The organism is Sphingobium limneticum, from assembly GCF_008710155.1.
GTDB lineage: Bacteria > Pseudomonadota > Alphaproteobacteria > Sphingomonadales > Sphingomonadaceae > Sphingobium > Sphingobium limneticum.
The window spans coordinates 279,133-301,276 of the sequence record NZ_VYPZ01000001.1 but is presented as its reverse complement, the minus strand read 5'-3'; the positions used below and the strand labels follow the sequence as shown (position 1 = coordinate 301,276).

Genomic DNA, 22,144 nt, shown 5'->3' with positions numbered 1-22,144 from the left:
CACATCACCGGCCCGACGCGACGGTGCCGTCCGGTCCGCTGTGCAGGGTCAATGGCGACAATCGAAGCCGCATCCGGTTTAGCCATTGACCGCACCGGGCCGTCACCACGGCCAGTCGCCAATCATTTGCTGGCTGCCTGGTCGCGCTTGTCCGCTGGCTGCTCGCGATCCAAGACAATAACGCCAGTTCGCCTTCGCTGACATAGGATGTGCCGGGCGGCTGGATGCCCAGGCCCCGCCGCTCTGCCAGACGATGCAGAATGGCGAAACAGCGGACGGCGCGCGGGTCCGGATGGCTGGACCATTCGCCGCGTATGAAGGCCAGCACCCGGCGTTCTACCCGGGTGCGGCGATGCAGCGGCAGGGTGGTCCGCTTCATAAGGCGCGCGCCACAGTCAGCGACAGGATTGCGCCCTGCCATTGATCGCGCTGTTCCAGTCCCGACGCCGTACCCGCGCGGCTGGGCGTGTAGAAGCGGCGAAGGCGGTGCGTATCCTGCCCGTTGATGGCACTGGCTTTCAGGGTCGTCTTGAACCCGGCCAGCGCGCTCGTTTCGACATAGGCGCCCCACAAGGCGTCGTCGCGCCAGGCCAGCCATTCGCCGGTATAATAGACCGACCCGCGCTCGGCCGCCGCATAGTTTATCCCCCAGGAGGATCGCAGTGCGGGCACATCATGGCGAAATTCGGCGGTCAGGCTGCGCGGCGAGATATCGTCCATGTGCCGAGCCCCGCCCGTCACCGGATCCCGCAAGCGCGAGCCGCGCAGCGTGCCGTCCAGCGTCAGCCGCGCGCCGCGTATCGCATCGTCGAGCGGCAAGGTCGCCTGCGCCGTGACACCCCATTGGCGCGCATTGCCGATCGTGCCCAAAGCCTCGTCCCCCGACGGCAGCAACAGATAGCCAAGCAACCCCTGATGCCATTGATGATAGCCCTCGACCGCGATCGCGCCGCCCTTGCCCCAGCGATGATCGATCCGGGCCAGCCCGCGGGTCACGCGAGCGGGACGCAGGCCGGCATTGCCGCCAAGCGGCCTGCCATCGGCCTGGTTCACCGATGCGGCAAAATCGCCGAAGTCGAGTTGATCCACCGTCCGGCGAACACCGACGCGCAGTTGCGTGCGTCCCGTTGGCGACCAGACGAGCGCGGCCGAGGGCTTCCAGTAGGACAGACTCTGTTCGTTCGGAAAGTCGCCGACGACGCGGATGCGCGACATCTCAAAGGCCATGCCGCTTTCCAGATTGAGCGTGCCGGCCAGTTTGACGGTAAGATTGGCAAAGGCTTCGCCGCGCAATTCGGACACGCGCGTATCGGCATTGGCAAGATTGACCGGCAACAGACCGCCGCCCACATCCTCCGCATAATCCAGCCGGCTCGACAAGCGGTTATAGGCGATTTCCATGCCCAGTTCCGGGCGGATCACATGGTCGCCCTCCTGCGTCAGCGTGCTGCGGCCGACGAGTTCGAGCGGCTTTTGTCGAAGCGAGGAGACGCCCTGATAGCCCGGCTCGGCATAATTTTCATCCGTGGCGCCGTCCTCCAGCCGGGCGAGGCCGACCAATTTGGTGGTCCAGCCCGATCCAATCGCGCGGGTCCAATCGAGGCCCAATTCGGCGCTTTTCCCCTTTTCTTCGTAGACGATATCACGCATCGCCCGGGGCGCGCCGTCCCGCTCGCCCGCAAAAATGTCGATGGCGCGGCGGGAGCGGAAACCATCCTTGTTCAGTCGCAGATTGACGGTCAGCGCGCCGCCCGCAACCGCGCCGGACGTGGAGGCGGCCAGCCCCCATTCGGGTGCCTTGGCCGTCGTCTTTTCGAACCGGGTCTGCGTCAATTGACCTGCCGCATCCCGATTATAATAGAGGCCCTTGGCCGGGAAGCGCGCCACTTCCCCGGACAGTTCGACATTGGTCTGCCAGCCGGCGATGCGGCGGGCATGGCTGATCTGTGCGGAGGGGGACAAGCGCCCATCGGACGTATGGCGCACCGTGACGGACGCATTGCCCGAGCCCCCGGCATCGGTGCGCAGGATGACATTGGCCACCAGCGTCTGCCCCTGCGCCTCGGCCGCGTCCGTGCCGCGCAAGAGCAGGATGCGTTCCACGCGCGAGGCGCTGATCCGGCGCAGCACCTGGCTGATCCCGCCAGCCTTTACCGTGGGACGCTGGCCGTCGATCAGGACGTTGCCCGCCGCGCCGCCGAAGCCACGCAGGCTCGACCCTTCCGACAGCAAAAAGCCCGGTGTCCGTTCCAGCATGTCGAGCGCCGTCTGGGGCTGGAAAGGCGCGTAAAAGTCTGCCGGATATACCGGATTGGGACCGGCTGGTATCACCGGCGGGTGCGTGGGATGCTGTGTGGCCATATCCGGCCGCACTTGATCGTCGGAGGGCGTTACCGCCACGGCGGCGAAGCTGGAAAAGAACAGGGTCAGATTCATCGCATGAAAAACTCTACCGGGACGATCCGTTCGATCGTGTCGCCAATGACATCCTTAGGTGGCTTGGGCAGCGGCTGCGCGCGTTTCGGCGGCTCGACCGTGGGCTGATCGATAGCGGCTTTGGCCGCTTCCTTCTGTCCCTTTTCCGGACGGGGCGGCACGTCCCGTATCGGTTCGGGAGAAGGCGCTATGCGGACATCGGCTGCCTGCGCAATGTCGGTCACCAGCGCGAAACCACCGGTCCGCCGGACCGGACAGCGGTCCAGATCGGTCTGATAATTCTGGAAACCGGCAATGAGTTGCGCTGCCATCGTCCGCCCCTAAAAATGATGTGCGGCGCCTAGATTAATTGCGATGGATTCGCAATAGCATATACTATCAATCTCGTCATCCTTCCAAGGCCAACCCGTTTTTTGGCACCTAACGCCTTCAAATCCTTTGCCGCTGGAGCATGGCCCGCTGGCCATCTTCACAATCCGACCGAAATATTATTTCTATAATGTTACATTGCATATGAGAGTCAATCTCATTAATGGCCCGCAGCAAGCGGATGAGAGATTCGCACAGACAGTCGATCGCAATGCAAATGATCAATTTGGGGGGCCATGCCATGTCCGTTACCGTCAAGCTTCTTGCCCGCAATTCCGGCGCCTCGGCCGTCGCCCTGGCCCTGCTGAGCGCCGCCCATGCCTATGCGCAGGCTCCGGCAGGTGACATCGATGCCGATTCCATCATCGTCACGGGCAAGACGGAAACGACCGGCCTCCACCTTTCGTCGCGCGAAACGCCGCAATCGGTGACCGCCATCGACAGCCTGCGCATGCAGGAGCAAGGGCTGTACGAAATTTCCGACGTGATGGATCAGGTCGTGGGCATCCAGTCCAATCGGACGAGCGCCCTCGGCACGGACGGCACCGCCTACACGGCGCGCGGCGTGGCGGTCAAAAACTATCTGGTCGATGGCGTCGCACGCCCGACCAATCTTTATGGCTTTACCGAGGATACGGCCGATCTAGTCGCCTATGAACGGGTCGAGGTCATCCGCGGATCGGCAGGCATGATCACCGGCACCGGCAATCCCGCCGCCGCGATCAACATGATCCGCAAGCGCCCAGGCACCGATCTGCGCGCCAGCGTATCGGCCCGGGTCGGATCATGGGACATGTACCGGATCGAGGGCGATGTGGGCGGTGCATTGACATCCGACGGCCGGGTGCGCGCACGCGTCGCAGGTGCCTGGCAGGATAATGACACCTTCATCGATCGCGAGCATATCAAGCGCAAGGCGCTGTACGGCGTGATCGAAGCGGACCTGGCCCCCAATACGTTGCTGACCGCCGGCGTGGAATATCAGAATTTCCGCAGCACCGGCGCATCGCGCGGCGGCGTGCCGCTCTATTTCACCGACGGTAGCGAGACCCATTTCGCGCGATCGACCAATGGCGGGGCGAATTGGTCGGACTTCAGCCGCAAGAGCACCAACATCTTCGCCTCCATCGCGCATGATTTCGATCCGAGATGGCATCTGCAGATCGACGCCGAACATAAATCTGGCTCCTATGACGAGACGATCGGCTATTTCTTCGGCACGGCGATCGACAAGAATACGGGCCTTGGCGGTACGTTCTACGCCACCCGCTGGGCATCCGACCTCAAGCTGGATGCCGTCTATGCCAATTTGCGCGGCAGCTTCGACGCATTGGGACAGGAACAGCATATCGCGCTGACGCTGAGCCATGCCCAGTTCAACGACGACCAGACCCCCTATCCCGGCTGGTGGGACGGCCCAGACTATATGAAGTCGATCGACGCGCTGACATATTTCAAGACCGGCGACGTGCTGAAACCCGACCTGTCGGCAACCGGCAGCCTGGCCGGCAATCGCGTCAAAACCAGCGCGGCCGCCGGTGTCGCGCGCCTGAAGCCGATTTCGCCCCTGTCCATCATCATCGGCGGCCGACTGACATGGTGGAAACAGGACAGCTATGCGCAGGGCGTGACCGGTCCCCGGACATGGACCCCCGGCACTCGGGAAAAGGCCGTGCTGACCCCCTATGTCGGTGCCGTGCTCGACATCACCAAGACCCTTTCGGCCTATGTCAGCTATGCCAGCGTGTTCGAGCCGCAGACGGCGCGTACCGTGAACGGCGACATGTTGGCACCGCTGGAAGGGAATACCTATGAAGCTGGCCTGAAGGCCGATTTCTTCGACGGGCGCCTGGCTGCGAGCGCCGCAGTTTTCCGCATGAAGCAGGACAATTATGCGATTGCCGATGGCGATGGCATCTTCGCCCCCGACGGCAGCACCGCATATCACGCCGTATCAGGCATGAAATCGTCCGGTTTCGAACTGGAAGTGAATGGCGAGATTCTGCCCGGATGGCGCGTTGCGGGCGGCTTTGCCAATGCGCGATCGGAAGATCGCGATGGCGTGCGCCAATTGCCACAAACCCCCAAGGACAGTTTCAAGATGTTCACCACCTATCGGCTGCCCGGCGATCTGGATGGGCTGACGATCGGCGGCAACCTGCAATGGCAGGGCAAGGGGCGCACCGAATATGCGGGGCCAAATGGCGTATTCTACACACAGGGCAGCCTGGCGACACTGGACCTGATGGCGCAATATCGTTTCTCCGACCATCTGACGCTGGCCGCACATCTGGATAATGTCTTCGACAAGACCTATTATTCGGGCCTATCCACTGGCAGCGCGCGCTATGCCGCGCCCCGCAGCCTGATCTTCACGCTCAGGGGCAGCTTGTAAGCGCATGATCGTGGCGCCCCTTCATTCGCACTGGACTGCCTCCGCTGCATCAGCAGCGCAGGCATCGCCGTTCAGCGTACCTGATTGCGTAGCCGTTCCTTTTCCTCCGTCTGCCAGACCGTGTCGCCACTTTGCCAATTGGCCGGACATCCGGAGCAATCCTTCATCCAGGCGTCCTGGAACACCGCAAAGCGGATGCGTGACGCATCCATGATAGCCCCTTCCAGATTGGCTTCGTAGAATTTCGCTTCCAGCAAATCTGCATGGATCAGTTTTGCGCTTTTGAATGACGCGCCTTTCAGCAGCGCTTTTTCCAAAGTCGCCGCCGTAAAATCGACGCCGTCGAACGTCGCATGACCGGCCCGGGCAAAGGCCAGATTGGCGCCACGCAGCGATGCGCCAGTCAGCCGCGCACCATTGAGGAATGTCATGGACAGGTCTGCCCCTTCCAGATCCGCGCCTTCCAAATTGGTGCCGGTCAGGTTCGCATGCCGCAGATCGGCGCGCGACAATTTGGCGCCATTCAGGTCGGCGCCCGTCAAATCGGCGTTCGCCAGATCGGCAAACCGCAGGTCCGCCCCCGGACAGGCGGTGTGCGGGGCGATGGTACATCCGTTCACGACCCAAGGGGACGGACGCTCTTCTATATTGACGATCTTTTGCTGAGCATGGGCAGGCGTGACAGCCGAGACGGCCAGCAGTGAAAGGACAATCAGGCGCATGGGATATTCCGATCCATGGGCGAAAGAGGGTGCCCGGCCGAAGACGCGAGGGAGGTCGCATGTCCGGCCGGGCGCTTCACGCGGCGTGTCGGCGCCGCGCCAAGATAATTCAGGCGTCGGGCAGTTCGAACACCCAGAAGGAGCCGCCCTGGCTGACCGTGCGGGTCAGGTCTGCCATGTCGCCGCCCCATAGCGGCACCGCGCCGCCATAGCCGGAGGCGAGGCCGATATATTGCTTGCCATCCTCTTCCCAGACGATCGGCACGGACACCACGCCGGACCCCGTCTGGAACTTCCAAAGCTCCTCGCCGGTCTTCGCGTTGAAGATCTTCACATAGCCATCGCTGGTGCCCTGGATGACGATATTGCCTTTGGTGGTGACGTTCCCGCCCCACAGCGGCAAATGTTCCTTGGCTTCCCAGGCGATCTTACCGGTCTTGGGGTCCATCGCGCGCAGCACGCCGACATGGTCGTCAAACTGCTTCCTGATGCGGAAACCCTGCCCCAGATAGGCGGCCCCCTTGTTATAGGTGACATTTTCGGTCCAGTAATCTTCCGACCAGTCGTTGGACGGGATGTAGAACAGGCCGGTGCCGGGATTGTAGGACATGGGCATCCAGTTGGTACCGCCGAGGAAATTGGGCGTGACGCGGATGCTCTCGCCCTTGTCCTTGCCCGGCGCTGGCGGCGGCGGGCGCTGGCCCGGATTTTCGATCGGCCGCCCGTTGGCGACATCCCATTTGCTGGCCCAACTGATATTGGGGACGAAGGGATAAATGCCGAGCGCGCTGCCCTTCTGCTTGCTGATCCTCCCGTCGCGCTTGGTCAGCTTGTCGAGGTCGGTCAGGAAGAAATAGCCGTTGCGGTCGGCATGGGCGCCCGCCCGGATCGTCTTGCCGTCCTTCTCCAGATCGAACAGCACGATCGGGTTGTTGCCCGAAAAATCCCAGGCGTCGTTGGGCGTATGCTGGAAGAAGCCGACCGGCTCGCCCGTCGAAGGCTCGATATAGACCTGACCCGACGTATAGAGGCTGTCGCCCGGCGAGCGTTTCCACGTATTCCACGGCGCGGGGTTGCCGGTGCCGATGACGATGGTGTTGGTCTTTTCGTCATAGGTGGCAGACTGCCACGGTGCGCCGCCGCCGTGATTCCAGGCCTCGACCTTCTTGCCGTCCTTGTCATTGGGCCAACTGGGCGCCTTGGGATCGCCGGTGAAGCTCGACGGCTTGCCGTTCAGGCGACCCTGATGCCCTTCCACCATCGGGCGCATCCAAATTTCCTCGCCCGTGTCGGGATCGCGGGCGTATAGTTCGCCCACCACGCCGAATTCGTCGCCCGACGATCCGTGGATCAGCATGATCCGGCCGGTCTTCTTGTCCTTCACGATCGTGGGCGCGCCGGTCATGGTGTAACCGGCCTTGTGATCCTGAAACTTCTTGTTCCACACGACCTTGCCGGTCTTGCGGTCCAGCGCCACCATCCCCGCGTCCAGCGTGCCGAAGAAGATCTTGTCGCCATAAATGGCCGCGCCGCGATTGACGACGTCGCAGCAGGGACGGATATCGTCGGGCAGGCGGGCGGTGTAGGACCATATCTTCTTGCCGGTCTTCACATCCAGCGCGAACACGCGGCTGTAGGAACCGGTGACATAGATGACGCCGTCATAGACCAGCGCCTGACTTTCCTGTCCCCGCTGCCGTTCGTCGCCGAAGGAGAAGACCCATTTGGGCACGACCTTCTTCGCGTTTTCACTGTTGATCTGGGTCAACTCGCTATAGCGCTGCGCTTTCACGCCCAAGCCATACATCAACACATTGTCGTTGCTTTTATCATCCGCCAATATGTCTTCCCAGGTCACGCCGGGCAGCTTGAAATCATGCTTCTGCGCCGCCGGCTGGCCGACCACCGGTGCCGCACCCAGCACCGCCATGGCGCACGCCATCAGACGCCCCCGTCTTCCCATCATCGCATCCTCCTAAAGCCAGACTGCGGTCATTCCCGCTTGTCGAAGCCAAGAGTAGGCGGCGTTTTATGAGATGGTCCTGATGGCTTTATGAGAAAGCGCTCAGACTGACTTATGCTTTGGTCCGATGCCGCAGCAGGAACCCGACCCCGCGCACGGTCGAAAGGTCGGGCGCCCCGTCATGGCGGATAAGATGCTTGCGCAGATAGCCGACATAGACGTCCACCGCATTTTCGGTGACCTCCGCATCCTGTCCCCACACCTCATCCAATATCTGCCCTCTGGTGACGACCTGCCCCGCCTGACGCGCCAGGCAGTGGAGCAGGTCGAACTCGCGACGGCTGAGGGGGAGCGATACTTCTTCCACCCGCGCGGCCCTGCCGCGCACATCGACCACCAATCCATCCAGCACGATCCGGTCCTGAGATTGGACGGCGCTGCGCCGGATCATTACGTTCAACCGCGCCAGCAACTCGTCGAACGAAAAGGGCTTGGTCAGATAATCGTCCGCGCCGCAGCGAAAGCCGTCCAGCCTGTCCTCCAGTTCCGCGCGCGCGGTCAGCATGCAGATGGGAAGGTCGTTGCCCTTAGCGCGCGCCTCTCGGCAGAGGTCGGCACCATCCGCATCGGGCAGGCCCAGATCCAGAATGGCCGCATGAAATTGACCCGATGCCAGCCGTGACTGCGCGCGGCGCCCCAATGTCTGCCATTCCACGGCATAGCCTTCCGCCGTCAGGCCGCGATGGACGAACCGGCCAATGCCCGGATCATCCTCCACAAGTAATATCCTCAAACCCGCGCCGGCAGCCTGAGCGACACGCATAATCCTTCTCCCTCATCCCTGTTATAGGCGCTGATCCGGCCCTGATGAGCCTGGGCAATCCAGCGGGCCAGCGACAGGCCGAGCCCGGTGCCGCCCAGCGATCGGCCCGCTTTCCCTTGCACATAGGGGTCGAAGATGCGGTCCAGTTCGCCATCCGCGACGCCCGGCCCCTCATCGGCGATGACGATCCCGACCTCCCCATCTGTATGGGTTCCGTGCAATCGGATCGTGCTGCCGGGGGGAGAGAATTTGACCCCATTATCCACCAGCGCCAGCATCGCCTGCCGCAAACGGTCTGCGTCGCCCATGATGGGCATGGGTCGATCCAGCGCCTCCAGTTCCAGCCGGATGCCGCTGGCATGGGCAAAGGAAAAAGCACTCTGCCCGACCTCACGCGCCAATTGTGCAAGATCGACCCGATCCTGCCGTATCGGCAACGCCCCGTCCTCTGCACGGGCCAGGGTCAACAGGTCGTCCAGCCGCCGTTCCAGAAAGAGATTGCTGTCCAATATCTGCTGCAATGCATCGCGCAGAACCGACACGTCGCCATCCATGCGCAGCGCCACCTCTGCCTCACCCCGCATGACGGTGACGGGCGTGCGCAGTTCATGACTGACTTTGGACAGGAAAAGGCGGCGGCGGCGATCGGTTTCGCCCAGCTGCTGGTTCAATCTTTGCAGCTCGCGTGTCCGCGCGATCACCTTGTCTTCGACCGCCAGCGCCATATCCTCGAAATGCGCGATCAATTGCCGGACTTCCCGCAATCTGCTGCCGGGCAACGGCTTGCGATCATCCTCTTGCGCGATGGAACGGGTCGCGTTGGCCAGAGCCGCAAGCGGAACCACCAGATGCCGCCACAGGAAGAAAGCCCCACCGAATGGCAGGGCCAACAATAGGCAGATGATGACCGATATCAGTCGCCATGCACCGATCTGCGCTTGCTGCGCCTGCTGCGTTGCGACCTGCGCTTCACTATTCTCCTGCGCCGCTATGCTGCGAACCAATTGTCTGATTGCAGGCAATGCACCCGGGCCGGACTGAAGCAGCTGGAGCAGATGCCTGGCATTGGCTTCCTCCCGCGCCTGATAGCCAAGGTCCGACGCATCATCGCCCATCAGCGTCGTTTCCTCGGCGATGCTGGCAAAATAGGCTTTGACCGCCACACCCAATTCGGTCTGGGCAGTGGTGGAACGGTTCAGCAAGAGCTGGGCCGACTCCGCGTCGATATGTGCCAGCAGCAAAGCCTGCTGCTGCGCCATATCTGCTCGCCGCGCGAATTGATGCGTCGATCCTTGCAGGTAGATTATAGTGCCCAGCAAAGCGCCAAGGCCCATCGCGACGGCGATGGCACCGGTTAGGAACAGACCCCGAAATCCCACCAGAGTCACCACATATCCTCTCCAGTCCCCAGCCTCTGCAGGGCTTGGCGAAAGGCTAGATCATGGCTCGCGCAACGTCCCTTATACCAAGGGAGGATGCAGGACGTGCGTCGGCCGCCATCACGTCCGTCAGGAAGGACATGGTGCAGATGACGCGGCGGGAGCCGATGGCCCCCGCCGCGTCATGCGCGTTACATCAGAAAGCGAGATGCAGCGTCGCCTCGACCGTGCGCGGGTCGCCCAGCACCCACTGGCTGCTGCCATAAGTGGCACGGGCATAAGTCTCATTGAAGATGTTGCGCACGCGCAGCGCGGCACTCGCCCCCTCGACAAATTGCCAGCGCACCCCTGCATCGGTGAGCGTGTAGGCCGGGACGATCCGGCTGTTCGCCGCGTCCTGATACCGTTTGCCGACATGGCTGACGCCACCGTCCATCACCCAATTATCGGCAAACTCCCAACTGACGAACGCGTTAGCGGTCTTTGCCGCCACATTGCTAGGGCGGTTACCGGCCCGCTGGAACAGCACGCCGCCTACCGACTCCGCAAAATCGTCATAGCGCGCCCGGACCAGCGCACCATTGAGCATGATGCTGAGACGGTCGATCGGCTCAAGGAAGAGCGAAGCCTCCACGCCGCGTGAGCTTTGCTGGCCCACCTGTACCTGAATAGTGGGAATCAACGGGTCGGATGTCAGCAGCTTGCGCTTGACGATATCATAGGCGGCCAAGGTCCACTGCCCGCGCGACCCCCAGAAGATATGCTTTATCCCTGCCTCATATTGCCGGCCGGTCGACAGGTCGAAATCGCTTTGCGCCATGCTGGTGGACACCAGCGCGCCGACCGGATCGGCCGCCGTGGCATATTGGCCATAGAGCGCCAGCGACGGCACCGGATTATAGACCGCGCCCATGCGCCATGTCACCGCATCGGGGGTGGCGACGAAGTTGTTGGCCGCGTTCACATAGTCGGTCTTGGTAATTTCCGGCCGATCGTAGCGCAGGCCCCCCACCAGCGAGAATTGCTCGCTGAACTTCAGTCGATCCTCGGCAAACAGCGCATATTGGCGGATGCGATTGGTGTAGCGCGGCTTGGTCGGTGCGCCAGGCTGATGAAGGAACAGCCCCGGATCGGGATTGGCGGCATCGACCAAGCGCGTTGCATTATTGCCGCTGTTACTGACATTCTTGTAACTGATGCGATTGACGTCGAAGCCGATCACCAGACTATTGTCCAGTCCGCCGACGCCATGGTTCAACGTCGCACTGGTACGGTTGCCGGTCTGTTTTTGTATATGGTACAGTTCCAGGAAACTGGATTGGCGGACCTGCGCGGCATTGCTGGCCGTCGCCGGCACATAGGTGACGGTTTCGGCATTTTTCCAATATTTGTTCGCCCACAAATGATAGAATATGCTCCGGATGGTCAATGCGTCCGACGGTTGCCACTCCATTTTCGCCTGGCTCCAATTGTCGCGGAAGCGCAGCCGGGCATCGGCGACATTATAGTTGTTCTTCCTGATCGAGCGATCAAGCGCGCCATTGACGAGCGGCACGCCAAACCAGGTGCGGGGATTTTGTTCGCTATAGTCATGGGACAGAGTGATGCTCAGATTCGCGGCGGGCTTCAGCCGGATAGCGCCGGCCAGCGCCACTGCATCGGCGTCGCCCCGCGTCATCCACCCTTCGGACCGGCGAACGCTGGCATCCGCGCGGAAAGCGACACCGTCCGTAACCGGGCCGCCTGCGCCGACCCCGATATTGAAGCTGTCATAGGACGACACGCCTACGCGCCCGCTGACCTGCATATTGTCCGACGGCTGCTTGCGCACGACGTTGACCGCGCCACCGATCGCGCCTTCGCCATAAAGGACTGAAGCCGGGCCGCGCAAAATCTCCACGCTTTGCGCCATCCACGGATCGGCGGGGAAGGTCAGCGTATTATTGTACATGCGCATGCCGTCATACAGGGTCATGACCGAATTCTGCCCGGTAAAGCCCCGCGCAGAGAGGCCGAAACCGAACACGCCCGACGTGTTGACGATGCCCGTCGCGCGCGCGGCAGCATCCTGAATGGTAAGGTCGCCGCGCAGGCGAATGGCGTCGCCATCCAGCGTTTCGACACTGGCCGGCATTTCCAGCGCGGTAAGGCCAAGCCGGCTCGCCCCGTCATTTTTCTGGTTGAGGCGCAGCGGATCGACGACGCCGGTGACGATGATGGCCGCCTCGTCCGTGTCTTCGGCAGACGGTTGGGCAAAAGCGCCAGGCGCAACAAGAGAGAAGGCCGCAATCGCAGCCGGTGCACATTTCAACATATTCAACCCCCGTTCGGCATCGCACGACAATCGGGCGGGGGCGTGCCGTTCACGAACGGTCGGCAGCCGGCATCGGCCGGACGCCAGGGGCGGCCGACACACAGCGTCCGATGCGGCCCCAGCCGCTCGTTCGTCGCTCAGACGGAGTTACCGTGCCGCGGCCATCCCCTGGACCAAGGCAAGAGCGACCAGACGCCGGCAGGTCTCCTGGCTCATGGGTCATCGCTTGATATACGGCCTTCCCAGGCCTCGCATGATTTAGCGTCCGGCCCAGTGGCTGGCAGATCGGTCGCAATGCCGTCTGCTCATGTATATCGCGCTCGCCACTTACAGTTGCAGGGACAGCCCTGGATTTGGACGGCTCGCACCATCCTCACCATGTTCCCATTTTAATCCCCGTTTCCGGGGAACCGACGCGATCTTTGTCTCCTCGGCTCCCAAAGGCGCCGCATCGACACACCCATCTATGATTCTCATGTTGCCGGCGCAAGAGACTTCCGCATTGTTCTTCAGCGGACTGATCGGCTTCTATAATATTGCCTCCCTCATAACGCCGTCGGTACGGTTCCGCCGTCGATGACATATTCGGTGCCAGCAGCGGGAGTCGTCGTTGATCGAGGTCACATGGATGACGATACCGCCATCCCTGCGGAGCATCGTCCTTACCGCCAAAGGACGGGCGGGCGGCGCGTCAATCCGGCGGATTTAAGGCGCATCGGATCGGGGCAGGACAGGCCGACGCCTGATATCGCAAGCGGAATAATCTCTCTGGGATGTCGCAAAACTTACATTTTATCGACCTACTCACCAGCCGCCCTCCCATGATATTCCGAGTTCACAGTCGTGACTGCGCTTCATGTTCGCCCTATTGACCGCTGGTTCGTGGACGAAGTCCTGCCGCACGAAAGCGCCTATATCGCCTATGCGCGCCGCACCGTGCGTGACGAAGACGAAGCGGGCGACATCGTGCAGGAAGTCTATGCCAAGCTGTTCACGCTCGACGGCTGGACCGCCATCGCCAATCCGCCCGGCTATGTGATGCGCATGATCTACAGCCATTCTATCGACCGTATCCGACAGGCCCGTGTCGTCACCATGCAACCCATGCCTGCTCCAGCCATAACCGATGTCGCCGACGACATGCCTGACAGTTTCCGCATCGTCGCCGCCCGCACGCAAATGGCCCGCGTGCATCAGGCGATCGCCGCACTCCCCGACCGCTGTCGCATCGCCCTTGTCCGTCGCCGTTTCGGCGAAGAAAGTCCGCGCGCCATAGCCGACGATCTGGGCATCAGTATCTCCACATTCGAAAAGCGTCTGGCCCGCGCCGTCCAACTGTTGACCCATGCCCTCACCCCTTACGAACCGGCCATGGACGACGTATCGGAACAGTCGCAGGAGAAGATGCTTCTCTGACCGGCAAGCGCCTGTTAGATAGAAGGAAGGGATTGATCCCCCTCATGGATTGGCCCGATTGGCGAATATAACGAACGACAGATGACGATTTCTAAGGATCCGCTGGGTCAGGACGCCCTCATTGCCGAAGCGTCGCGATGGTTCGCTGCGCTGGAGGCGGGCACGGCACATGCAGATGATTTCGAAAAATGGCGACGCGGCGATCCGGCTCGCGCCGTCGCTTACGCGCGCGTCGTTGCCAATTGGGAGCGGATCGCCACCGCATCCCCGGCAGCGCTTCACCCGCGCACGGATGAAGCGCCCGCGTTCACCCGTCGTCAATGGCTCCGGATCGCCGCTGTCGGCGTGCCGCTCGCCGTCATCGGATCCGGCTTCGTCGCGCAGCGCGCCTATGCCTGGGACAATGCAACGACGGGCGTGGGCGAAACCCGGCGCGTCAACCTGCCGGACGGCAGCATCGCCTACCTCAACACCGACACGTCCTTGTCATGGCAGTTCTCGAAAAAGCAGCGGGCGCTGCGCCTGGAGCGCGGTGAAGTGGCGCTCGACCTGCGCGGCCGCGACAGCGCCATCTTTCACGCGGATGCGGGATCGCTGTCGCTCACACCCGGCCTGTTCGATGCCCGCGTTACGGACGACCGGGTGAAAGTAACCCTGGTGGACGGCCCCGCCATGCCCCTGCGCGACACCGCAGACGCCGAGGCGTTGAAGCCCAACCAGTCGATCATCGTCGAAGGCGACGGCATGCATCGGGTCGAAACCCACAGCAGCGAACAAGTCGCCTCGCTCATGGCCTGGCGCGCGGGTGAGATCATCTTCATCGATCAATCGGTCGCCGACGCAGCGGCAGATTTCAATCGCTACCTTCCGCGGAAAATCATCGTCGTCGACGCCGCACTCGCGCAGGAAAAAATCGGCGGCCGCTTCGACCTGTCACGCCCCGACCAGTTTCTGAAAGCCGTATCGCTCAGCCTGAACGCACAGGTCACGACCACCCCCAACGGCTATCGCCTGGCGCGATAAGACACCGTTCGTAAAATGCGCGAAAGAGCGCATTTTCGATGCGGCACGGCAAAGGGCGCATTTCCAAACAGTCGCAAACGCAGCGCGAAACGACCGCGTCTTCACGCCACCAAATGATCGGGAGATTTATTTTCCTCCGGCTTGGAGGCAGTGCCTTCCAATCCCGTCATCACACCGAACCGCGCAAATATGGCGCTCTTCGGGGGTTGATCTTTCATGTCGTTCCGTATGTCCCATTCGCTTCTTGCCGCCCTTGCGACCACAACAGCGCTGGTCGCCAGCCCGGCGCAGGCCGCTTCGGTCTATTTCGATGTACCCGCGCAGGATCTGGGCGCTTCACTGATCACTTTCTCAAAGCAGGCCAAGATCAAGATCGTCTATCCTGCGGCTGAAATTCGCGGCATGGCCGCCCCTGCCGTCCGCGGCACGATGACCCGTCAGGCTGCCCTGTCGCTGCTGATCGCCGGCTCGGGCCTGCGCGTGGTGGGTGATGACGGTCAGCTGGTCGCCCTGGCGCAGACCAATATGGGAAACGCGCCTGCTGCCGCGAATGAACAGTCCGCCGACGACGCCATAGTCGTCACTGGCTATCGCCGGTCGATCGAGGAGAGCCTGGAGCAGAAGCGGCAGGCCAATGCCTTCGTCGACGTCATCACGGCGCAGGACATCGGCAAATTCCCGGACAAGAACGTCGCCGACGCGCTGCAACGGATGCCCGGCGTCGTCATCACCCGCGACGGCGGCGAAGGATCGCGCGTCAGCATCCGTGGCCTTCAGCCGGGCCTGACGCAAACCCTGCTCAACGGCAATTTCCTGGCCGGTGCCGATAGCGGCGATCCGCAGCGTTCCTTCAACTATGTGATGCTGCCCGCCAATTTCATCGCCAGCACCGAAGTCTATAAGTCCTCCGAAGCGCGGCTGGAGGAAGGCGGCATCGGCGGCACGATCATCCTCAACACCCGCCGTCCCTTCGACGTGCCTTCCGGCTCCGGCTTCATTTCGGCCGAGGGTACCTATTCGGACAATAGCGAAAAGTTCGAGCCGCAGATCGGCGCTCAATATTCGTGGAAGAATGCCGATGAAACCATCGGCTTCCTGATCGGCGGCGTCTATCAGAAGCGCACCAACCGCGAAATGCGCTCGACCGCAGGCACATGGCGCTGGTGGAGCGACCGCGGCGCGAACGGTCAGGTGCTGGAACGCGCGACCGACGTCAACGGCAAGCCGATCGCCAATGACGCGGCGGTGTCCTACTGGACCGGCGGCGGGCAAAGCACCAATGATGGCACCCATTATACCGGTTACTGGGCACCTCAATCGGTCCGCACCGAAATATTCGATCAGGACCGCGAACGCTTCGGCATTCAGGCGACGGCCCAGTTCCGCCCGACCGACAGCCTGACCATCACCGCCAACTATTTCCGATTTCAATATAGCAGCGACTTCACCTATAATCAGTTGACGATCCCTGAATGGGGTTACGGCAAATTCTTCAGCGACGCTGTGTTCGACAAGAGCGGTACGGTCATGAAGTCCGCCACCTTCGCGGTGCCCGGATCGCCCTGCCTTGGCAGCACGCCGATGTGCACGATGGAAACCCCGCGCCTCACCGGCTCTTACAGCGAGGAAAAGCAGCACAGCCAGACCTTCGAAGCTGAAGCCCGCTACAAGCGCGACCGGTTCGACGCGCTGCTGAAGGTCGGCAAGACCGCGTCGCAGGGCGGCCCATCGCTGCGTTTCCAGGCCGCCGCAAAGCCGCGCATCACCGTGCCGGGTCAGGAGAAGAACGGCAATTTCCTGAGCGCATGGACATTGGGCAGCAAGGGCGTGGCGATGGAATTCTCGCCCAACCTTCAGGAAAACCTGATGAACGGCATCGCCCAGATCGACATCGGCGGCACCAACAGCAGCTTCACCAACAGCGCCATCGACCAGCCCTATGTGCAGTTGGACATGACGCGCAGCTTCGATGACGGCGGCTTCTTCCGCTCGATCCAGCTCGGCGGCAAATGGCGCAAGCTGGAAGTGCATCGCGAAACCGGCCGCAACGAATGGTATGCCGATGCCGCCAACAAGATTCGCTATCAGAACACGCCGCAGGGCGCGGTGGCGCAGCCGGAATATTTCTACAGCCAGCCGATCGGCAACATCAATGGCGGCTTCAGCGCAAACCTCTATCCCGGCATCAATTTCAAGCGCTATCTGGAAATCATCAACGAACGCTATGGACCATCGGTCCGCGAGCCTGAACCCAACAACGTCTATTATCTCAGCGAAGAGGCGCTGGGCGGCTATGCCCAGGCCAATTTCGGCACCGGCGGCCTGCGCGGCAATATCGGCCTGCGCGTTGTGCGCACCAAGCAGCGAGACGAAACGTCGGACCGCCTGCAACGCCTGATCGATTATTGCGTCAATGGTCCGGGCGGCCCGTTCGACCCCAACCGTCCGCTGGGCGCGGACGGCAATTGTCAGGTGCTTCCGCTGACCCAGCGCGAAGTGATCGAAAATATCCGCCTCAACGAACGCAAGACCTACACCGATTTCCTGCCCAGCCTGAACGCGTCCTACGACGTCACATCCAATCTGCTGCTGCGCGGCGCGGTGGCGAAGGTAGTGGCGCGCCCTTCGATCTCCGATCTGGCGGGTGCCCGTTCGCTCACCTACCGCTCGCCCGAATATGCGTTCGACCGCGACCAGTTCGGGGAATTTGCGGGCTGGTCGGGCAGCGGCGGCAATTCGCAGCTGAAACCCTTCCGCGCATGGCAATATGACATCGGCCTGGAATGGTATTTCAGCCCCGGTTCGGTGATCGGCGCCACCGCCTTCCGCAAGGATGTGTCGAACTTCATCGTGCCGCTGGTGATGGACGTCACCCGCGATGTGGCGGGGCAGCAGGTGCTGATCGAATCTTATTCGACGGTGGCCAACGGCTCCAGCGCCGTGTCGCAGGGCGTCGAACTTTACGCCCAGCACACCCTGCCCTTCGGGCTTGGCGCGCAGGTCAACTTCACCTGGAACGACACCTCGACGGCGGACGTGACGCTCGACGGGCAGAAGGTCGGCACCTCGCCGCTGGTGGGCAGCGCCAAGACGCAGTTCAACGCCTCGGTCTTCTACGAAACCAAGCGCCTGCTGCTGCGCGCCTCCTACAACCGGCGCGGCACGGTGGTCGGCGGACTGTCATCAGGATTGAACACTTATACCGCACCCTATGAACAGGTGGATCTCAACGCCTCCTACGAACTGATGAACGGGCTAATGCTCACGGCCTCGGTCATCAACCTTACCAAGTCGCAGGAGTGGCAATATCTGGGCAATGACACCAAGGATCGTTTCGTCGGATCGATCTATGCGGGTCGCCGCGCCTATGTCGGCATCTCGTATAATTTCTGATCTTCCGACCGGCCGGGCGCAGCATGTGCCCGGCCGGTTTCTGCCTGCCTGACGGAAACGATCCTTCCATGCGTAAAATTGCTCTTATCGCCCTGTCGCTGCTCGCGACCGTTCCCGCCACGGATGCCCTCGCCTGGGGCGGCCGCGGCCATGCGGTGATCGATTTCGCCGCGCTCGACACCCTGCCCGCGGACGGCCCCGTCTTCCTGCGCAACTATGCCGACTATATCGGCGAAGAAGCGGGCGCGCCCGACACATGGCGCTCCTCCTCCGAACCTTTTTCGAAGATCGACGAAGACCCCAACCACACCTGGTTCCTTGAGCGTCTCCGCTTCTTCGGGTCCGACGTCCCCCGTTCGCGCCACGCCTTCATCCTCGCCCTCTACCGCGAGCATGAACGGGTGAAGGCCACCGATCCCAAGGCCGCCGAACGGCTCAACGTCCGCTGGACCGGCACGCTCCCTTATGCGGTGATGGAAGGCTATGGCCGCATCGTCGCGGGCATGCGCTCGCTACGCGCCAAACGCTCGCGCGGCGAACCCACGGCCAATATCGAACGGACGCTCGCCTTCTACACCGCATGGATGTCGCACTATATCGGCGACGGCGCGAACCCCCACCATGCCAGCATCCATTGCGAAGGCTGGTTCGGCGACAATCCCAAGGGCTATGTCACCACCGGTGGCATCCATGGCGGGTTCGAAATCGGCTATGCCGACGCCATCGACCTGCAACCGGCCGATTTTACCAAGCGCATCGGCGCGCCCGGCCGACAGGATGGCGATCTCTTCACCCATGTGTTGCAGTTCCTCGCCGACAGCAACGCCGACGTCGAAACCATCTTCGCGCTCGAAAAGCGCGGCATCCTCTCCGATCCCAAAAGCCGCGAAGGCCGCGATTTCGTCTATCGCCGCGCCGCCGCAGGTTCGGCCATGCTGCGTGACCTGCTGGTCCGCGCTTGGGCCGAAAGCGCCAAACCGGGCAAGGGCGATCCCCGCCCGCAAGATCCCGGCAACGCCCATTACGACCCAGAAACCGGCACCGCCCCGGCGCCGCTGCCCTGAAAACCAAGGACTTGATGACAATGCCTGCCTTCCCTGCTTTTTCCCTGCGCTCCATGCTGCTCACCGCCGCTGCTGCGATCGCGACCATGGCCGCCCCCGCACAAGCGAAAGAGGCGAAGCAGGCGCCCAAGGCCCGCAACATTATTCTCTTCCTGGGTGACGCAGGCGGCGTATCGACCATCAACGCGGCGGGCATCCTCGCCCATGACAAGCCGCAATCGCTCTTCATCCAGTCGATGCCGCATGTTGCTCTGTCGGACACATCGGCGCTCGACAAATGGGTGACGGACAGCGCGGCCGGCATGACCGCCATCGTCACGGGCCACAAGACCAACAATGCCATGGTGTCGATGGTCCCCGGCCCCGACGGCGCGCTGACGCCGGTCAAGAGCCTGCTCGAATATGCCGAACAGCGTGGCCTTTCGACCGGCGTGGTCACCAACAAGCCGATCTGGGACGCGACGCCCGCTGCCAACTACGCCCATGTCGCCGCCCGCTCGAACAAGGGCGACATCTTCGCGCAGATGCTCAAACCCCGCTTCGGCAACGGCGTCGACATCATCCTGGGCAAGGGTCGCAAGGACGCCGTAGCCGCCTTCAACGCTGCGGGCACCACCCCGGAAAAGGCCTTCGCTACGGCCGGTTACGCATTCGGCGAAGACCCCGCCCTGATCGCCACGTCGCCGCGCACGGCGGTGCTGCGCGACAGCGACTTCGCGCCCACGCCCGCCGTCGAAGCGACCATCGGCCAGCTCGCCCGCAACCCCAAGGGCTATTTCCTGATGGTCGAATGGGACATGCACACCGACGATCCGCTCGGCGGCATGCGCCATGTCATCGAAATGGACGACATGATCCGCCGTGTCAGCGCCATGGCCGGTCCGGACACGCTGATCCTCTTCACCGCCGACCATAGTTTCGGCCTGCGCATGACCGGCGGCAAGCGCGACACCCCGCTCGCCCAGCAATATGATCCGGCCAAGCCGGGCGTCATCAGCGTGGAAGACAGCCATACCGGTGAAGAAGTCATCGTCGCCGCCTCCGGCCCCGGCTCGGATCAGGTGCATGGCTTCATGCCCAACACCCGCCTGTTCGACATCATGATGTCGGCGCTCGGCTGGAAAAAAGACAAGTAACTCTCTTCCACGCAGGACAGACCATCATGACCATAGACCGCCGCACGCTCCTGCAATCGGGCGCTGGCCTGCTGCTCCTGAACAGCCTGCCCGCTCGCGCAGCGACGCTCACCCGTCCGCTGGGCGCAAACCCGTTCACGCTGGGCGTTGCGGCGGGCGATCCGTGGCCCGACGGGTTCGTCATCTGGACGCGTCTCGCGCCCAAGCCGTTGGACGAACATGGCGGCATGCCGCAGGCGATCGTGCCCGTGGCATGGGAAGTGGCGGAGGATCAGGGCTTTACCCATATCATCCGCCGCGGCGAAGCGCTCGCCCGGCCGGAGCTGGGCCATAGCGTTCATGTCGAACTGTTCGGCCTGCGTCCGCATCGCCATTATTGGTATCGCTTCAGCGTCGCGGGCAGCGACGTCAGCCCGGTTGGCATGGCCCGCACCGCGCCCGCCACCGACGCGGCCATCGATCGTGCCCGCATCGCCGTTGCGGGCTGCCAGCATTGGGAAGCGGGCCTGTTCGACGTCTGGGGCGCGCTCGCGCGCGAAGCTGATCTCGACCTCATCTTCCACTATGGCGACTATATCTACGAAGGCGCCGGGCGCCCCGAAGATACGAAGGCTGTGCGCCACCATGCCGGCGACGAAATCTACAGCCTCGACGATTATCGCCGCCGCTACGCGCAATATAAGAGCGACCCGCATCTGCGCGCCGCCCATCAAAGCTGCGCCTTCGCCGCCTCCTTCGACGATCATGAAGTCGACAATAATTGGGCGGGCGACTATGATCAGGACGGCACGCCGCCCGACATCTTCCTGCTCCGCCGCATGGCGGGCTATCAGGCCTGGTATGAGAATATGCCCGTCCGCCGCGCCCAGATGCCCGGCGCGCAGGGGATTACCGCCTATCGACGGCTCGATTATGGACAGCTGCTGCGTACGCATGTGCTGGACACGCGCAGCTATCGCACCGACCAGTCCTGCAACGACATAGCCCGCGCCGACAATTGTACGGTGGAAGCGCATAACAGCCCCGACATGCTGGGCCGTGCGCAAGAAGCATGGCTGGATCAGGGACTGGACAATGTTCACAAATGGAATCTGTTGGCGCAACAGGTGATAGTCATGCCATTCGACGTGCGCGCACCCGGCCAATCGCGCCCTGTGTTCGAAACGGATCTGTGGGACGGCTATCGGCCGGCCAAGGCACGGCTTGTGGACAGTATCCGCCGCCATAACCTTACCAATGTCGTGATCGCGACCGGCGATCATCATAAACATGCTGCCGGCGTCGTCCCCGAACGCGATGATGCGCCGGATGAAAAGCCGGTCGCCGTGGAATTTCTGGCGACCTCCATCTCATCGGGCGGCAATGGCCATGGCGATCAAGGCTTCGATCATTTGCTCCGCAACAATCCCAATCTGGACCTATATACCGATTATCGGGGATATCAGCTGTTCGATATTACGCCCGAACGGTGGGTGACCGACGTGAAGGTCATGGATGTCGTGGAACGGCCGGGCGGGACGATCCGATCACTGGTCCGTTATGAAGTGCAACCGGATGCCCCCCGGCTACACCGGATCTGATTTTTTGAGTTTCTGAAGCGTCTGTCGGATATCGCGGCCGCGATCGCCGATTGCGAAGTAGAAGCTGCGACGGAATCCCGGCGATCGCGGGTCGAATGGGTTGACATCTCGCGTCCCCTCTTCCTCAAGGT

General features: G+C 62.4%; 15 protein-coding genes and 1 riboswitch. Of the genes, 7 read left to right on the top strand and 8 right to left on the bottom strand.

Translation table 11 applies throughout. From position 1 onward, the window contains the following. Nucleotides 1-4: 4 nt before the first annotated feature. From F4U94_RS01175 to F4U94_RS24720, 3 genes are read right to left on the bottom strand one after another with little or no spacing between them, the layout of a single operon-like run. On the bottom strand, nt 5-379 hold the full coding sequence (locus F4U94_RS01175) for a hypothetical protein (protein ID WP_232016267.1): 375 nt from the start codon (nt 377-379) through the stop codon (nt 5-7). Further along, the gene (locus F4U94_RS01170) at nt 376-2,436 is read right to left on the bottom strand and encodes a TonB-dependent receptor domain-containing protein (RefSeq protein WP_232016269.1); all 2,061 of its coding nucleotides are present in this window, start codon (nt 2,434-2,436) and stop codon (nt 376-378) included. Before F4U94_RS01170 ends, F4U94_RS01175 begins: the two co-directional genes overlap by 4 nt. After that, a complete protein-coding gene (locus tag F4U94_RS24720; protein WP_197716465.1) occupies nt 2,433-2,747 on the bottom strand; it encodes a hypothetical protein in 315 nt (104 codons plus the stop codon). The genes F4U94_RS01170 and F4U94_RS24720 overlap by 4 nt, the downstream gene beginning before the upstream one ends. 299 nt (nt 2,748-3,046) lie before the next feature. Here F4U94_RS24720 and F4U94_RS01160 point away from each other — a divergent pair, with 299 nt between their 5' ends. Beyond that, a complete protein-coding gene (locus tag F4U94_RS01160) occupies nt 3,047-5,200 on the top strand; it encodes a TonB-dependent siderophore receptor (RefSeq protein WP_120253575.1) in 2,154 nt (717 codons plus the stop codon). Nucleotides 5,201-5,271: 71 nt separating this feature from the next. On the opposite strand, the gene F4U94_RS01155 is transcribed toward F4U94_RS01160, so the two are convergent. The 5 genes from F4U94_RS01155 to F4U94_RS01135 all read right to left on the bottom strand — a co-directional run bounded on the left by F4U94_RS01155 (nt 5,272) and on the right by F4U94_RS01135 (nt 12,401). Further along, nucleotides 5,272-5,922 carry a pentapeptide repeat-containing protein gene (locus F4U94_RS01155; RefSeq protein WP_120253132.1) on the bottom strand — a complete coding sequence of 217 codons (651 nt, stop codon included), beginning with the start codon at nt 5,920-5,922 and terminating at the stop codon, nt 5,272-5,274. Between the two features lie 109 nt (nt 5,923-6,031). Next, nucleotides 6,032-7,888, bottom strand: coding sequence for a methanol/ethanol family PQQ-dependent dehydrogenase (locus F4U94_RS01150; protein WP_120253133.1), 1,857 nt, complete (start codon nt 7,886-7,888; stop codon nt 6,032-6,034). Between the two features lie 109 nt (nt 7,889-7,997). After that, complete coding sequence (locus F4U94_RS01145) at nt 7,998-8,708, bottom strand: response regulator transcription factor (RefSeq protein WP_120253134.1); 711 nt, start codon at nt 8,706-8,708, stop codon at nt 7,998-8,000. Beyond that, nucleotides 8,675-10,099 carry a sensor histidine kinase gene (locus F4U94_RS01140; RefSeq protein ID WP_232016271.1) on the bottom strand — a complete coding sequence of 475 codons (1,425 nt, stop codon included), beginning with the start codon at nt 10,097-10,099 and terminating at the stop codon, nt 8,675-8,677. Before F4U94_RS01140 ends, F4U94_RS01145 begins: the two co-directional genes overlap by 34 nt. 184 nt (nt 10,100-10,283) lie before the next feature. Next, nucleotides 10,284-12,401, bottom strand: a complete 2,118-nt coding sequence (locus F4U94_RS01135; protein ID WP_120253135.1) for a TonB-dependent receptor — start codon at nt 12,399-12,401, stop codon at nt 10,284-10,286. Between the two features lie 180 nt (nt 12,402-12,581). After that, a riboswitch (cobalamin riboswitch) is annotated at nt 12,582-12,831 on the bottom strand. Nucleotides 12,832-13,283: 452 nt separating this feature from the next. On the opposite strand from F4U94_RS01135, the gene F4U94_RS01130 reads away from it, so the two are divergent. The 6 genes from F4U94_RS01130 to F4U94_RS01105 all read left to right on the top strand — a co-directional run bounded on the left by F4U94_RS01130 (nt 13,284) and on the right by F4U94_RS01105 (nt 22,013). Continuing rightward, on the top strand, nt 13,284-13,817 hold the full coding sequence (locus F4U94_RS01130) for an RNA polymerase sigma factor (RefSeq protein WP_211363289.1): 534 nt from the start codon (nt 13,284-13,286) through the stop codon (nt 13,815-13,817). A gap of 81 nt (nt 13,818-13,898) precedes the next feature. Beyond that, nucleotides 13,899-14,840 (top strand): FecR family protein, encoded by a 942-nt coding sequence (locus F4U94_RS01125; protein ID WP_120253137.1) that lies wholly within the window; start codon nt 13,899-13,901, stop codon nt 14,838-14,840. A gap of 228 nt (nt 14,841-15,068) precedes the next feature. Then, nucleotides 15,069-18,233 (top strand): TonB-dependent receptor, encoded by a 3,165-nt coding sequence (locus tag F4U94_RS01120; RefSeq protein WP_246171458.1) that lies wholly within the window; start codon nt 15,069-15,071, stop codon nt 18,231-18,233. Between the two features lie 68 nt (nt 18,234-18,301). Further along, complete coding sequence (locus tag F4U94_RS01115; RefSeq protein ID WP_120253138.1) at nt 18,302-19,297, top strand: phospholipase C/P1 nuclease family protein; 996 nt, start codon at nt 18,302-18,304, stop codon at nt 19,295-19,297. Nucleotides 19,298-19,311: 14 nt separating this feature from the next. After that, nucleotides 19,312-20,433: an alkaline phosphatase gene (locus tag F4U94_RS01110; RefSeq protein WP_232016285.1), complete on the top strand. Its 1,122-nt coding sequence runs from the start codon at nt 19,312-19,314 to the stop codon at nt 20,431-20,433. A 26-nt stretch (nt 20,434-20,459) separates the two neighbouring features. Continuing rightward, nucleotides 20,460-22,013: an alkaline phosphatase D family protein gene (locus F4U94_RS01105; RefSeq protein WP_120253140.1), complete on the top strand. Its 1,554-nt coding sequence runs from the start codon at nt 20,460-20,462 to the stop codon at nt 22,011-22,013. Nucleotides 22,014-22,144 lie beyond the last annotated feature (131 nt).

Excerpts from the sequence above, each read along its gene's own strand:
- F4U94_RS01175 (WP_232016267.1), bottom strand. The coding sequence starts at position 379 with ATGAAGCGGACCACCCTGCCGCTGCATCGCCGCACCCGGGTAGAACGC.
- F4U94_RS01170 (WP_232016269.1), bottom strand. The coding sequence starts at position 2,436 with ATGAATCTGACCCTGTTCTTTTCCAGCTTCGCCGCCGTGGCGGTAACG.
- F4U94_RS24720 (WP_197716465.1), bottom strand. The coding sequence starts at position 2,747 with ATGGCAGCGCAACTCATTGCCGGTTTCCAGAATTATCAGACCGATCTG.
- F4U94_RS01160 (WP_120253575.1), top strand. The coding sequence starts at position 3,047 with ATGTCCGTTACCGTCAAGCTTCTTGCCCGCAATTCCGGCGCCTCGGCC.
- F4U94_RS01155 (WP_120253132.1), bottom strand. The coding sequence starts at position 5,922 with ATGCGCCTGATTGTCCTTTCACTGCTGGCCGTCTCGGCTGTCACGCCT.
- F4U94_RS01150 (WP_120253133.1), bottom strand. The coding sequence starts at position 7,888 with ATGATGGGAAGACGGGGGCGTCTGATGGCGTGCGCCATGGCGGTGCTG.
- F4U94_RS01145 (WP_120253134.1), bottom strand. The coding sequence starts at position 8,708 with ATGCGTGTCGCTCAGGCTGCCGGCGCGGGTTTGAGGATATTACTTGTG.
- F4U94_RS01135 (WP_120253135.1), bottom strand. The coding sequence starts at position 12,401 with ATGTTGAAATGTGCACCGGCTGCGATTGCGGCCTTCTCTCTTGTTGCG.
- F4U94_RS01125 (WP_120253137.1), top strand. The coding sequence starts at position 13,899 with ATGACGATTTCTAAGGATCCGCTGGGTCAGGACGCCCTCATTGCCGAA.
- F4U94_RS01120 (WP_246171458.1), top strand. The coding sequence starts at position 15,069 with ATGTCCCATTCGCTTCTTGCCGCCCTTGCGACCACAACAGCGCTGGTC.
- F4U94_RS01115 (WP_120253138.1), top strand. The coding sequence starts at position 18,302 with ATGCGTAAAATTGCTCTTATCGCCCTGTCGCTGCTCGCGACCGTTCCC.
- F4U94_RS01110 (WP_232016285.1), top strand. The coding sequence starts at position 19,312 with ATGACAATGCCTGCCTTCCCTGCTTTTTCCCTGCGCTCCATGCTGCTC.
- F4U94_RS01105 (WP_120253140.1), top strand. The coding sequence starts at position 20,460 with ATGACCATAGACCGCCGCACGCTCCTGCAATCGGGCGCTGGCCTGCTG.